This window comes from Microbacterium sp. 69-10 (assembly GCF_001897945.1).
Lineage (GTDB): Bacteria > Actinomycetota > Actinomycetes > Actinomycetales > Microbacteriaceae > Microbacterium.
The window spans coordinates 19,099-31,237 of the sequence record NZ_MKRT01000025.1; the positions used below are offsets into that span (position 1 = coordinate 19,099).

The window sequence follows — 12,139 nt, forward strand, 5'->3', positions numbered from 1 at the left end:
ATCTCCGGCGTCGTCCTCCTCGCGGCCGCCTCGGCGCTCGGCATCTGGTCGGCGGTCGCGATGGCAGGGCGCGGTGACGGGACCCCGCTGCCGGTCGCGACCGCCCGGCTGCTCGTCGTGGGCGGCCCTTACCGGTTCGTGCGCAATCCGATGGCCGTGGCCGGGATCGCGCAGGGCGTGGCGGTCGGCCTGATCTGCGGCTCGTGGCTCGTCGTGATCTACGCGCTGTGCGGATCGCTGGTGTGGAACGACCTCATCCGGCCGTGGGAGGAGCGGGATCTCGTCGCCCGGTTCGGCGCCTCGTACGAGGCGTATCGCGACCGCGTGTCCTGCTGGATCCCGCGGCGCCCACGCCGCCGTTCCTCCGGTTCCGTCAGCGACCCACTCGTATACTGACCGGGATGTCCGAGCACACCGATTCCGCGTCCTCCCCGGCCCCTGCGACCCGCGCCGAGGCGCGCCGTCGCACCGACCGCAGCGGCGGCGGCGCCGACATCAGCCGGGCGCTGGACCGGCACGATCGCCGGATCGGATGGATGGACCTGCTGCGCGGGCTCTCGATCCTGCTGGTGATCCTGCACCACAGCACCCAGATCACCGCCTACCGGATCGGCGAGGTGCCCGGCGCCTTCGAGTTCGTGAGCAACTTCTTCGCGCCGTTCCGCATGCCGATGCTGATGTTCCTCTCCGGGCTGCTGGTGGCGGGCTCGCTGCACGTGCCGACCGGCAAGTACGTCTGGGGCAAGGTGCGCCGCATCCTGTGGCCGATCTTCGTCTGGACCCTGGTTTACGCGGCGATGGAGTTCGTGGCGGAGCCGTCTCAGGTGAAGTACATGCCGTGGGAACTCGGCTTCTGGAACACCTACCTGTGGTTCATGCAGTTCATCTTCGCGTACTACATCATCGCGCTCCTCATGAAGTGGCTGCCGATCTGGGTGCTGTTCGCGGTACCGTTCGTGCTGATGTTCGTGATCCCCGCCGACCTCGAGCTGCTGCGCCGCTTCTTCTATCTGATGCCGTTCTTCTTCCTGGGCGCATTCATCGAGAAGCACTGGGACGAGTACGCCAAGCGCCTGAGCGTGCCGCTCGCGGCGGGACTCGCGATCATCCCGATCGGCGTGGGCCTGTACTCCGGTCTCATCGACCCGCTCTGGTATGAGCCCCTCTCGGCAGTGCCCGCGATGCTCGGGATCATGATCCTCGTGCGGCTCACCGCCGTCGCGCCGGATGCCCGCTGGCTGGCGCCCGCCCGGTTCGTGGGCAGGTACTCCCTGATCTACTACGTCTCGCACTACCCCGTCTTCGCCGCCCTGGGGTGGCTCGCCCTGAAGGCCGGGTTCGACAACCCGACGCTGGGTCTGCTGGTCATCTTCCTGGCGACCGTGGCGATCTCGACGGGCTTCGCCCTGCTGGGCCGCCGGATGCCGGTGAGTCTGCTTTTCGAGCTTCCGCGCCGCCTCTGGCCGGCGAAGAAGACCGCGGCGACCGCGTGATCTCGCATCACCCTCCGGCACGGTCGCGCGCGTAGCGCGCGACGGACGCCCCGGTCAAGGCCCTGCCGCGGCGCGGTGTCGTCATGGAGACTCGCCTCCTCGACGTATGGGAGGCATCGATGACCATCACCGCACCCGCGCTCGCCGGCGCCGCCGTCCGTCCTCGGGGCCCGCTGGGCGAGGCCGTTCTGCACGCTCTGACCGCCGCGGAGCCCGCCGACCGGGAGACGCTGGCCCGGCAGGCCGAGGCCGCCCTGCGCTCCTGCTCGGACATCACGACGGACGAGGACATCCAGCTCGCGCTCTTCCTGCTGTACGCCTCGGCGTACGGCACCCTGGACGGCCTCGAGGCGGACCGCGAGTGGGAGCCGGCGCTGATCGCCGTTCGCCTGATGCTCGAGAGCGCATTCGAACGGGCGCTGCGTACCCGCGTCACGGTGCCGGACCTCCCGGAGCCGACCGCCGACGCCGTCGCGCGGGAGCTGTTCGCCCTCGTCGCCGCCGACGACGGGCCCAGCCTGTTCCGTCACCTGGCGAGGCGGGCCACCGCCGATCAGGCGCGAGAGGTCCTGATGCAGCGTTCGATCTACACGCTGCGCGAGGCAGACCCGCACTCCTGGGCGATTCCCCGCCTGTCGGGCTCACCCAAGGCCGCACTCGTCGAGATCCAGTCGGACGAGTACGGCGGCGGGCGCCCGGATCGGGTGCACGCCGAGCTCTTCGCGAAGGCCCTGCGCGGCGCCGGGCTGGACGACACCTACGGCGCATACGTCGACGACGTGCCCGCGATCACGCTGGCCTCGCTCAACATGATGTCGATGTTCGGGCTGAACCGGCGGCTGATCGGCGCGATCGTTGGACACCTCGCCGCGTTCGAGATGACCTCCTCGATCCCGAACCGCCTCTACGCCGACGGGCTGAGACGACTCGGGTTCGAGGACGATGTCACGGACTACTTCGACGAGCATGTCGAGGCGGATGCCGTCCACGAGCAGATCGCGGCGCGTGACCTGGCCGGCGGCCTGGCCGCGCAGCATCCGCACCTCCTGCCGGACATCATGTTCGGCGCCGCGGCCTGCCTGGCGATCGACGGCGCCGTCGCCGGTCACATGCTGGATGCCTGGGAGCGGCAGTCGTCCTCGCTGCGCACGGCGGTGACTCCATGAGCGCGTCCGCACCGCAGCCGACGATCACGCCCTACCCGGACGGCCCCCTCCTGCTCCGCGGCGACGTGGTGCTGCAGACCGCGGACGGCGAGGTCATCCCCCGTCGACGACGGACGGTGGCGCTGTGCCGGTGCGGGCTCTCGGCCATCAAGCCGTTCTGCGACGGCACGCACAAGGCGGCAGGCTTCCGCACCGAGGACTGAGGCCGCGGGTCAGCGGGCGCGCCGGTAGTGCATGTCGACCGCCCCGCTGCGCAACGGGGTCGCGGAGATCAGCTCGAGCCTGCGAGTGGCGGGCAGCCCGCCCTGGAACAGGGTCGGGCCGTGCCCGGCGATCATCGGCTGCACGAGGAAGCGGTACTCGTCGATCAGGTCCAGTCGGTCCAGCTCGGTGGCGAGCGAGCCGCTGCCGAGGAGCACTCCCGCGGGGGTCTGGTCCTTGAGCCGCTGCACGCCGTCGCGCAGGTCGCCGGAGAGGTGGTGGCTGTTGCTCCACGGGAAGTCCGTGCGCGTCGACGACACGACGTGCTTGGGCTTGGCATCGAGCTTGACCGCCCACTCCCGCATCGCGGGCGGAGCCTCCTCCTCGCCGCGGGCGACGGCAGGCCAGTAGCTCTCCATCATCTCGTAGGTGACGCGGCCCCACAGCATCGCGCCGGCCCCGTCCATCAGGCCCGTGAAGAAGGCGTGCGACTCGTCATCGGCGATCCCCTCGCGGTGGTCGACGCAGCCGTCCAGGGTGACGTTGAGGCTGAAGGTCAGGGTTCCCATGACGCGAGCCCAGGTCGCGGGAGGGACGCCCGCCAGGGGTCTCGATGTGGGCCCTGCCGGGATCGAACCGACGACATCCACGGTGAAAACACAGCACTTTGCAGGCGAGCTCGTCGACATCTTCACTGGTCGCACTCTCGGCGCTGAAGAGGTGGCGTGATGGCTACCATCATCCAGACCGGCCCGGACAGCTTCATCGCAGGCGACCCGCCCACCGACCTCAACCTCGGCCAGCACTGGTGCGGATGGTGCCACGGTGACGGGCTCGAATACGACTACGACGGCGAGCTGCAGCTCTGCGGCGGATGCGAGGGCCGCGGCACAGTCGACTGCGAAGACACCGCCTGCCCGACGCATTCCGTGCTGCACCCCCGGAACGAGCCCGGCGTAGCGTAACGATCTGCCCGTGTTCTGCCGCATGAACGACTCGCTCTAAGAACCCCCTGAGAGTCTGGGCGTGGCGGTCGTCGCGCACGCCCATCACGGATCCATACGGTCGATTCATCGGACGCGGGCTTGCCCCTGGCCTACGCGCCCACCGTCACTGGGAGACAACCATGCACGAAATCAACGACGATCTGCTGCGCCAATTCGCCGAGTACCAGCGAGCACAGAATCTCGCCGCCACGACAATCCGCAACCGCCACTCCATCCTCAGCCACCTGGCACGCAACCTGCCCGGAACGCTACTCGACGGCGACATCTTCAGCATCCGCCGCCACGTCGGCCGAGACGGCGTCAGCGCCGGCACACGAGTCACCGAGCGCAACGCGATCCGCACGTTCTACGCGTTCCTCGTCACCGAAGAGCTCCGCGAGGACGACCCCACCACACGCCTCCCGCGCATCCACGTGCCGCGGAAGGAAGCCCGCCCGTTCTCGCCCGAGCAGATCGAAGCGATGCTCACCAGCGGCGCATACAAGCGCACCCGGGCGATGATCCTCCTCGGCTACCGTCAGGGGTTCCGCGTCTCTCAGATCGCCCGCGTCCACGCACACGACATCGACGTGCAGGCGATGCGGATCAACACAATCGGGAAGGGCGGGAAGGCGCGGCGGCTCCCGCTGCACCCTGTGATCGCCGAACTCGCGGATTCGATGCCGCAGGACACATGGTGGTTCCCGGCGCGGAATGACCCGTCACGGCCGATGCGGTCACAGTCCGTGACGGATCTGATCACGAAGGCGAAGATACGGGCCGGGATCCTCGACCCGCTGCTCACACCCCACTCGCTGCGCCACAGCTTCGGCACTGAGCTCGTCGAGAACGGGGTCGACATCCGAGTCGTGCAGGAGCTGATGACGCACGAGGATCTCTCGACCACACAGATCTACACGCGGGTCTCCGACCGTCTGAAGACCGCGGGCATCGCCGCACTGTCCCCGGTGCCGATCCCGGCCCACTCCGGACGGGCACGCGAGGTACCACCGATCGCGGCATAGTAGGCTCGCGGGTGGCCGGTTGGCGCAGCGGTAGCGCAATTCGTTTACACCGAAGAGGTCACCGGTTCGATCCCGGTACCGGCCACAGAATCGCGCAGGACGCACGAAAGCCCCCATCCAGAACTCGGTGTGCTGGATGGGGGCTTTCGTCGTCTCAGCGGGTCGCGTAGCGTCGTACGGGTGGACGATCTCGACTGGGGTGCGCAACCCCGATGCCCCAAGGACGGCATCCTCATGCGAGACGTCCCGGGAGGGTGGCAGTGTCCGCACTGCGGCCACGTCCAGCAGGCGCAGGACGTCGAGCTACCGCCCGAGTTCGACGGGCCGGACATCGACCAGCGTCGGTGACGCGGCGTAACCTCACCGGGTGCACACGATCCAGCTCGCCGCGAAGCAATGGCTGATCCTCGACGCGGCCGTGCGCCCGCGCTTCCTCATCACCGAGGGGCCGATGGTGCGCCGCGACACCGGCGAGACGCACACCGCCTGGCGGATCGACTGGTGGGCTGTCGAGAAGAACGACAGGCACACGGTCGCCGTCGTCGGCGGGCTGCTCGCCGCGCAGGAATGGTGCCGCGACGCGATCGCGACGGATGCCGAGGCGCGGGCGCGCGTCGCGGCATCCGTCGACATCACACGCCAGGCCGAAGGCCACGGCGGCAGCTGACGCTCATGCAGCTGTCGCGAACCACCGGGAGACGGTGTGCGCGCCGTGCCGGTCGAGGTTGAACCGGGTCCGGTCGTAGTGAGTGGTGGTGCGTGGGTCGGAGTGACGGGCGAAGACCTGCGCGTCCCGGAGCTCGAGCCCGGCATCCAGGGCGCCGGTGATCGCCGCATGCCGGAGCGAGTGCGGATGGATCGTGCCGGGCAGCCCGGCTTTGCGGGCGAGGATCTTGATCCATGAATACGCCGACCCGCGATCGTGCTTCTCACCGTTGCGGCGCAGGATCAGCGGGCCCGTGTCGCGGCCGGCACGGCACTCGTCGATGACGCGCAGCACCGGGACGGGGATCGGGATGATCGCGGGCTTGTCGCCCTTCCCGACCACGCGGAGGGTGCGGTAGCCGAGTGGATCGTCGGCGAAGTCCTCGATGCGGACGTTGCATGCCTCGGAGACGCGCAGGCCGAGCATCCCCATCAGCACGACCAGGCATTCGTGATGCGGGCTCGTGTCGCGTGCGGCGCGCAGCAGGTTCCCCATCTGCGCCCGGTCGAGCCAGGCGATCGCGGACGGGTCACGGTGCACCTTCGGCATCCGCAGCCGGGTCGTGGGGTCTTTGACGATCAGGTCATCGTCGGCCGCGATCGAGTAGAACGTCTTCAGCACGCCGAGCCGATGCGCGACCGTCGACGGGGCGTTCGCCCGCTCCGTCTCGAGGTGCCGGGCGAACAGCTCGATGTGCGCGCGCTGCGCCTGCAGAGGGCGGATGCCGACCCGAGCGCACCAGTCGTAGAAGATCCGCATGTCGATCTCGTACAGCTTGCGGGTCTCGCCCTTGTACCGGGCGAGGAACCCGGCCGCGGCGATCAGGTCCGCGGTCTCGATAGCGGACGTGGCAGGGGTTGAGATAGCGTCGAACATCGACGGCTCCAATCGATACTTGGGGTTCGTCAGCCCCTGCGGATGTTGGCGCATCTGCAGGGGCGCTTTGGTTCGCCCGACCCTACCCCCGACCCGACCGGAATACCAGGTCTAACGGTTGAAGGCGTCCAGTCTCCTGAACGCCTTCAAGTGCGCTGCCACTCGCGCTCCGCCCCCGAAAGGGCACCGGGACTTGAACCCGGACCTCTACGACCGTCATCGGCCTACCGCTACATTAACCGAACTGGCCTCTATCTGGGCTGGATGATCCTGGGGAGCGTCGGCGCGATGAATGACGAGTACGAGCAGAACGTGGCGGCGTTGCAGCATTGGCTGTTCATGCAGACGCTCGAGGATCTCCGAGAGCGCTGCGCCGCGGTCGGCCATCTCGTGGGTGGCGCCGACCGGTACAGTGCGCTGGGGATAGCGCCTCTTGTGCGGAAGCTCATCGTCGACAAGAGCAGTCTCATCAAGACGGTGAACCGGGAGCATCGCCTGCGCATCACCTTCCCTCTTCGGGACATCACCCACGACCTCTCTGCCGGCGGCACTCTTGATGCGGTTTTCACGCGGCACTTGCTCGATCGCGAGCAGCACCTGACCCTCGATCGATTCCTCTCGGCACCCGCATTCCGGATTGCAGGGCAGTGGGTGTCCGTGGTGAACACGATTCGCTACTACGCGAACGTCGAAGGCGGCGTGCACCTCGGTGAGGCGGAGACCGACGCACAGCGAGCGATGATGGCAACGGCCGCGCCGAGCACGTCCGGCGCTGACGTCATGATCACCGTACTCGCGGCCCTCGGTGACGTCGTCCTGGACGGCCTCCACGAGCTCGTCACGACGATGAAAGCCAACCCGGCTGAGCCGACCCACGCCAGTGGGACCGTCATCCTCTGGGACAGCATGCCGGCCGCACCCGAGCCGCCCAGGTGATGTCCCGGGAACGCAGAAGAACCCCCGCCCCACCCGGTGAGGGGTGAGACGGGGGTTCTTCTTTCGGGTCAGAGTGCCGAGTTCCGGCGAGATCTGCGCGGATGGATAGACTTCGCTGGGATATTGAGGGGGTCCAGTTCATGGCAGAACGCACGCGGACGCACGTCCGAGGAGACATTCAGGGGCTCCGAGCCGTCGCTGTACTGATGGTGTTCGCCAATCACCTGTTCGGATGGCCCGCTGGCGGGTTCGTTGGCGTTGACGTGTTCTTCGTCATTTCCGGGTTCCTGATCACCGGACTGCTGGTCCGAGAGTACGAACGCAGCGGACATATTTCGTTCACTGGGTTCTACTCGCGGCGAGCTCGCCGTATCCTGCCAGCAGCCATCGTGACCCTCGCGATCACCGTCGGACTCAGCTTCGTGCTGTTTCCCGCATCGAAGGCCGTAGGCATCCTCTGGGACGGAATCGCTTCGTTCTTCTTCGTCGGTAACTGGCGGTTCGCAGCCACCGGAACGGACTATTTCGCCGCGGGGACGCCGTCACCTCTGCAGCACTTCTGGTCGCTATCGCTTGAAGAGCAGTTCTATTTTGTATGGCCGTGGTTGATGCTCGGCATCCTGATCATCGGAACCAGGCTCGTCAAGCGAAGCGTCGAGGGAGCGATTCGCGCCACCGGGATCGTCATGCTCGTGATCGTAGGGGTCTCATTTGCTCTCGCCGTCATGCAGAGTGCATCCGAGCCCACGATCGCTTACTTCTCGACACTCACACGCGTGTGGGAGCTCGGTGTCGGTGCTGCTCTCGCGATCTTCGCCCCAGTGTTTTCTCGCCTGCCGTCGCCCGCACGCGACATGATGTCGTGGGGCGGACTCGCGGTGATTGCTGGAGGCATGTTCGTCATCTCGCCGGAGAGCACGTTCCCTGCGCCGTGGGGCCTCATCCCGGTGTTGGGATCTGCACTCGTGCTCGCCGCCGGAATCGGTACGGAACCGGCTTCGAGCGTGCTCCTGAACAACCCCGCCTCTAGGTACATCGGCGACATCTCGTACAGCCTCTACCTCTGGCACTTCCCTGTGATCATCCTCGGAACCGCCATGTTCCCGGCCCAAGGAATCTGGTATTTCATCGGGGCAAGCGCTGTTGGCATCGTCCTCGCAGTCTTGTCGTTTGAACTCATTGAGCGACCGCTACTTGCTTCCCCATGGCTACGTCCTCAGATTCCGGGACGAACTCGGCGAGAATCGTGGGCGCAATGGCGTCGAGACCAAGCTTCCCGCGTCCGGATGGTCACGGCCACCGTGCTGATGCCAGCGACCGTCGCGCTCATCGTCCTCGGCATGTTGTTCCCCCCTGGTGCTCTCAGCCCCGAGCAGGTCGCGCTCATCAACAAGATCAATGCGGAGCAAGACTCACAGCGGGGCGATGAGCCGGAAGAGGCCGCGAACACCAGCGAAATCGCCCAAGGCGTTGCGCGTTCGCTAACTGCTGTTTCATGGCCTGAGCCTTTGACTCCATCCATCGGCTCTGTGGCCGAGCAAGGCCGACCTGAAGAAGAGGACTTCGACTGCAGCAACTCGGACTCGACACGATGCGTATTCGGTGACCCGTCAGACCCCAGCATCCTCGTCTACGGTGATTCTCTCGCAACGACTCTGCTCCCAACGGTGCGCTCCGCGTACGAGCAGGACCACCGCATCCGCGGTCTTACACGGTTCGCTTGCGCCGTCACTGATGTCAGCGTCGAGTTTGCGTCGGCTAAGGATGAGGATGCGTGTCTCGCACACCGTCAAAACGTTCGTTCCCTCGTCGCCGCGATGAAGCCGTCAACCGTGATCGTGATTCAAAACTATCTTTGGGCTAACAAGCTGTCCTCCGGCGCGACCGGCAAGTCCCTCGAAGATGAGTGGCGGGCTGGCGTCACTTCCCTGGAGAAGGATCTGCTGGCGGCGGGCGCCTCCGAAGTGCTGTTCGTGACACCCCCGCCGGAGGGAAAGTCGATCGTTGACTGTGCAACTGCCGGATCGGCACCGTCGGCGTGTGTCAGCGATATCCCGGGGGTCTGGGAGCAGATCCGGCGGGTCGAAGCATCGATGTCAATCAAGCTCCTCGACGAGACAGACATGTTCTGCGTCGAGAACAAGTGCCCGGTCATCAACGGCAGCACGATCATCCGCCGCGATAACGTGCACCCCACCCGGCAGTATGCGAAGCAGATCGCTGCGGAGTGGCGAGCGCGTGCAGAGGCTCTCATAGGAGCCTCTGCACGCTGATCTCACGTCTCGTACCAGATGCCGTCCATCCTGACGAATGCGATCGTTCCTCCACCACCTGGCACCGCGACATCAGCTCCACTCTTGAGGCGGATCTTTGTAGAGTGCTTGATCGTCACGGCCGCGGCTGTGCCGTTCCTCATGAACAGGGTCTGCCCGTTGCAGCCCCGCGTGAAGTCCGCGATAGAGCCTCCGCCCGAGCCGGCCGACGGCAATGAGATGAACGACCTTCCGAACACATCGACTTGTACATTCGCCGCGGTCACATCTGTCGCTGAGGCGATCGAGGATTCCCCGAAGGGACGGAAAATGTTGTCGCCGAGCGAGTTGAGCGAGGTCGTCAAGACGCTGCCAGGAGTACCGGTTGTGTGGACGCCAACGACCCGGTTCCTAGAACCGAGCGTTGCAGCCACTTCCAGCAATGCGCCCGTGTTCGCACCCGAAGGGTAGAACACGGATGTGCCCTCTACTGTGCATCGAGAGCCACTCAGCCGAAACGTCGCAGACGTCCCAACGGCGTGACTGATCTGCACGTCACGGATCGTGACGTCCTCTGCAAGATCGAAAGCTGGGATGGCACCGCAGAACTCGAACTTCGAACTGACGATCGTCGTATTCGATCCCTTGAACCACGCCGTTCCCCTTCCGGATGACTGCAGGCTCAGCGGTGTCACGCACTGCACGCCGATGATCTGATTGTGGCGTTTCCGGCTTGCTCGCAGTTCTGGGGAACTGCTGTAGTCGATCTCCGGTGCAGAGATGACTGGCACGGCATCGAGGGTGTTCTTCGTGATCTGTGTCCCCACGATCGCGTTCTCCAGCCCACCGAGTACGATCGGCGACTTGGTGCTGAGGTTGGGGATATTGCCGAGCTCGAACTTCGACCCCACGAAATGGTTGTCTCTGGAGTTTCCCTCAATGCTTAGCGCCAAGGGCGTGTGCTCCATGCGCAGCGCGAAGTGGTGGTTGGCATTGGAGTTATCAGTCAGACCGTAAAGCCGGTAGGCGTACGCGAAGTCACTGTCGCCGTCTGCGTACCCGCATGTCTGAATCTGGACGTTCTGGAGAACGCAGTCCCACATGTCCCCGGCGTGGATCGCACCGAGCTTAAAGCCAGAGATCATCACATTCTGGAAGTCCCAGTCTTGGATGATCTGAGCATCCAAGGCCAGGCGGTCGACCTGCGCCTCCGAGTTCCAGAAAGGGTGTCCCTGAATGTTCAGATTCCGGATCGCGTTCCGTCGAGTCCTGCCACCATTTGACCTCATATCAATGAGCGGACCGTTTGACTCGGGCCCGGCGACGATTGTTGCCAGTCCGCCCTCAACCTGAATGCACTGGTTACCGTTCAGCCTCAAGTAGAGAGTCCCTTCCACCAGGCACACCTTCCCCGGGCGCGCATGCACGATGGCACCTCCTGCCGCACGAGCAGCATCAAATGCCGCGTTCCACTGCGCCGTCATGTCGGTGCCAACGACCCCCCAGCCTTCGGCGACTGCGCGAGTTGCGGGATGCGCCACGAGCGCGTTAGATCCCGATCGTGACAGCATCGTGGTCACCAAAGCATTCGACGACCCCACTTCCCCAGCACCGTAGATGATGACCTTCTTGCCGATGTCAGAATCATCGATCCCAGGCATCCACACGGTGCTAGACCCGATCGTCGTGGTTGGGCGGACACGCTTACTGTCCCATGGCCCGTCCACGACGATCACACCCAACGAAGCCTCGATCGCTGCATCTACGCCTTCACTGATCGTGGCCGAAAGCTGAGCCGCCGTCGCCGACGTGCCGTCCGCGATGATGCCGCTCATCAGGGCGTCATCGATCGTCTTCGCGTTGTCCAGCGCGGTCGCCACATCAGCCACCGACTGCGGCATGTACTTCTCGGGCAGCTTGTCGTTCTCGTCCAGCCGGGGAAGCTTCACATCAGCCATCACGCCTCCAAGGAAATACGGACGGCCAAGCCGTCAGGGGTCATCATCGAATCAGGTGCGGTCAGCACAACCGTTCCCGGGTCTGCCGCCTCCGCTGTGGGTGCAGACACGTGCAGGCCAAGCCCGGTGAGGTGCAACGTCGCCGAGGTGTCATCAGCAGTCACCCGAACCTGCTGCACCTCACCAGCAGCCACCGGTCAGCCCTCGACGCGAGCTCGAGCGGCCTGCAGCTCAGTGTTCTGCTCGTCCGGGTCCAGATACGACAGGTCCGAGAGGATCTGATCGCGAGACGGCCCGGACACCGCAGGCGCGGTCGCGTTCACCGCAGCCAGCCCGGCGACCGGGACACCCAGATACGCGGCGACAGCGAGCGCCACAGTCAGCCAGGCCGGCGTACCAGCGTCCGTCGCCGCAAAGCCGACCTGGATCGCACCGAGGAACACGATGCCGACCACGTAGACGGTGTAAATGACCTTCCGCACGGTCGCGGAAGTGATGACCTTGCCCAGGTCGGTGGGAAGCGGTGCGCTCATGATGATG

14 protein-coding genes and 1 tRNA gene are annotated in these 12,139 nt (G+C 65.6%); 11 read left to right on the forward strand and 4 right to left on the reverse strand.

The features are described from left to right. The 4 genes from BGN97_RS13000 to BGN97_RS13015 form a co-directional block, all read left to right on the forward strand. Positions 1–396: isoprenylcysteine carboxylmethyltransferase family protein (locus tag BGN97_RS13000; protein WP_292702262.1), on the forward strand; the 396-nt coding region annotated here is incomplete at its 5' end. Between the two features lie 5 nt (positions 397–401). Beyond that, positions 402–1,493, forward strand: a complete 1,092-nt coding sequence (locus tag BGN97_RS13005; protein ID WP_292702265.1) for an acyltransferase — start codon at positions 402–404, stop codon at positions 1,491–1,493. Positions 1,494–1,612: 119 nt separating this feature from the next. Continuing rightward, the gene (locus tag BGN97_RS13010) at positions 1,613–2,659 is read left to right on the forward strand and encodes an iron-containing redox enzyme family protein (RefSeq protein ID WP_292702268.1); all 1,047 of its coding nucleotides are present in this window, start codon (positions 1,613–1,615) and stop codon (positions 2,657–2,659) included. Then, positions 2,656–2,862: a CDGSH iron-sulfur domain-containing protein gene (locus BGN97_RS13015; protein WP_292702270.1), complete on the forward strand. Its 207-nt coding sequence runs from the start codon at positions 2,656–2,658 to the stop codon at positions 2,860–2,862. The genes BGN97_RS13010 and BGN97_RS13015 overlap by 4 nt, the downstream gene beginning before the upstream one ends. A 9-nt stretch (positions 2,863–2,871) precedes the next feature. Here BGN97_RS13015 and BGN97_RS13020 read toward each other — a convergent pair whose 3' ends face one another. Further along, positions 2,872–3,429, reverse strand: coding sequence for a dihydrofolate reductase family protein (locus BGN97_RS13020; RefSeq protein WP_292702273.1), 558 nt, complete (start codon positions 3,427–3,429; stop codon positions 2,872–2,874). A 159-nt stretch (positions 3,430–3,588) separates the two neighbouring features. On the opposite strand from BGN97_RS13020, the gene BGN97_RS13025 reads away from it, so the two are divergent. The 5 genes from BGN97_RS13025 to BGN97_RS13045 all read left to right on the forward strand — a co-directional run bounded on the left by BGN97_RS13025 (position 3,589) and on the right by BGN97_RS13045 (position 5,538). Further along, complete coding sequence (locus BGN97_RS13025) at positions 3,589–3,825, forward strand: hypothetical protein (RefSeq protein WP_292702276.1); 237 nt, start codon at positions 3,589–3,591, stop codon at positions 3,823–3,825. Positions 3,826–3,986: 161 nt separating this feature from the next. Continuing rightward, positions 3,987–4,871 carry a tyrosine-type recombinase/integrase gene (locus BGN97_RS13030; RefSeq protein ID WP_292702279.1) on the forward strand — a complete coding sequence of 295 codons (885 nt, stop codon included), beginning with the start codon at positions 3,987–3,989 and terminating at the stop codon, positions 4,869–4,871. A 13-nt stretch (positions 4,872–4,884) separates the two neighbouring features. Then, positions 4,885–4,956 (forward strand) — tRNA-Val (locus tag BGN97_RS13035). A 95-nt stretch (positions 4,957–5,051) separates the two neighbouring features. Continuing rightward, positions 5,052–5,219, forward strand: a complete 168-nt coding sequence (locus BGN97_RS13040) for a hypothetical protein (protein ID WP_292702281.1) — start codon at positions 5,052–5,054, stop codon at positions 5,217–5,219. A 19-nt stretch (positions 5,220–5,238) separates the two neighbouring features. Next, on the forward strand, positions 5,239–5,538 hold the full coding sequence (locus tag BGN97_RS13045) for a hypothetical protein (protein ID WP_292702283.1): 300 nt from the start codon (positions 5,239–5,241) through the stop codon (positions 5,536–5,538). Positions 5,539–5,541: 3 nt separating this feature from the next. On the opposite strand, the gene BGN97_RS13050 is transcribed toward BGN97_RS13045, so the two are convergent. Next, complete coding sequence (locus BGN97_RS13050; RefSeq protein WP_292702285.1) at positions 5,542–6,453, reverse strand: tyrosine-type recombinase/integrase; 912 nt, start codon at positions 6,451–6,453, stop codon at positions 5,542–5,544. A gap of 288 nt (positions 6,454–6,741) precedes the next feature. Here BGN97_RS13050 and BGN97_RS13055 point away from each other — a divergent pair, with 288 nt between their 5' ends. Beyond that, complete coding sequence (locus BGN97_RS13055; RefSeq protein WP_292702288.1) at positions 6,742–7,389, forward strand: hypothetical protein; 648 nt, start codon at positions 6,742–6,744, stop codon at positions 7,387–7,389. A gap of 140 nt (positions 7,390–7,529) precedes the next feature. Beyond that, on the forward strand, positions 7,530–9,662 hold the full coding sequence (locus BGN97_RS13060; protein ID WP_292702291.1) for an acyltransferase family protein: 2,133 nt from the start codon (positions 7,530–7,532) through the stop codon (positions 9,660–9,662). Positions 9,663–9,664: 2 nt separating this feature from the next. Here BGN97_RS13060 and BGN97_RS13065 read toward each other — a convergent pair whose 3' ends face one another. Both BGN97_RS13065 and BGN97_RS13070 read right to left on the reverse strand, forming a co-directional pair. After that, the gene (locus BGN97_RS13065; protein ID WP_292702293.1) at positions 9,665–11,599 is read right to left on the reverse strand and encodes a hypothetical protein; all 1,935 of its coding nucleotides are present in this window, start codon (positions 11,597–11,599) and stop codon (positions 9,665–9,667) included. 197 nt (positions 11,600–11,796) lie between these two features. Next, positions 11,797–12,132, reverse strand: a complete 336-nt coding sequence (locus BGN97_RS13070; protein WP_292702296.1) for a hypothetical protein — start codon at positions 12,130–12,132, stop codon at positions 11,797–11,799. Positions 12,133–12,139: the final 7 nt, after the last annotated feature.

What these genes read in the sequence shown, in the direction of transcription:
- BGN97_RS13020 (WP_292702273.1), bottom strand. Translation starts at nt 3,429, where the DNA reads ATGGGAACCCTGACCTTCAGCCTCAACGTCACCCTGGACGGCTGCGTC.
- BGN97_RS13065 (WP_292702293.1), bottom strand. Translation starts at nt 11,599, where the DNA reads ATGGCTGATGTGAAGCTTCCCCGGCTGGACGAGAACGACAAGCTGCCC.
- BGN97_RS13030 (WP_292702279.1), top strand. Translation starts at nt 3,987, where the DNA reads ATGCACGAAATCAACGACGATCTGCTGCGCCAATTCGCCGAGTACCAG.
- BGN97_RS13055 (WP_292702288.1), top strand. Translation starts at nt 6,742, where the DNA reads ATGAATGACGAGTACGAGCAGAACGTGGCGGCGTTGCAGCATTGGCTG.
- BGN97_RS13005 (WP_292702265.1), top strand. Translation starts at nt 402, where the DNA reads ATGTCCGAGCACACCGATTCCGCGTCCTCCCCGGCCCCTGCGACCCGC.
- BGN97_RS13025 (WP_292702276.1), top strand. Translation starts at nt 3,589, where the DNA reads ATGGCTACCATCATCCAGACCGGCCCGGACAGCTTCATCGCAGGCGAC.
- BGN97_RS13070 (WP_292702296.1), bottom strand. Translation starts at nt 12,132, where the DNA reads ATGAGCGCACCGCTTCCCACCGACCTGGGCAAGGTCATCACTTCCGCG.
- BGN97_RS13060 (WP_292702291.1), top strand. Translation starts at nt 7,530, where the DNA reads ATGGCAGAACGCACGCGGACGCACGTCCGAGGAGACATTCAGGGGCTC.
- BGN97_RS13015 (WP_292702270.1), top strand. Translation starts at nt 2,656, where the DNA reads ATGAGCGCGTCCGCACCGCAGCCGACGATCACGCCCTACCCGGACGGC.
- BGN97_RS13010 (WP_292702268.1), top strand. Translation starts at nt 1,613, where the DNA reads ATGACCATCACCGCACCCGCGCTCGCCGGCGCCGCCGTCCGTCCTCGG.
- BGN97_RS13050 (WP_292702285.1), bottom strand. Translation starts at nt 6,453, where the DNA reads ATGTTCGACGCTATCTCAACCCCTGCCACGTCCGCTATCGAGACCGCG.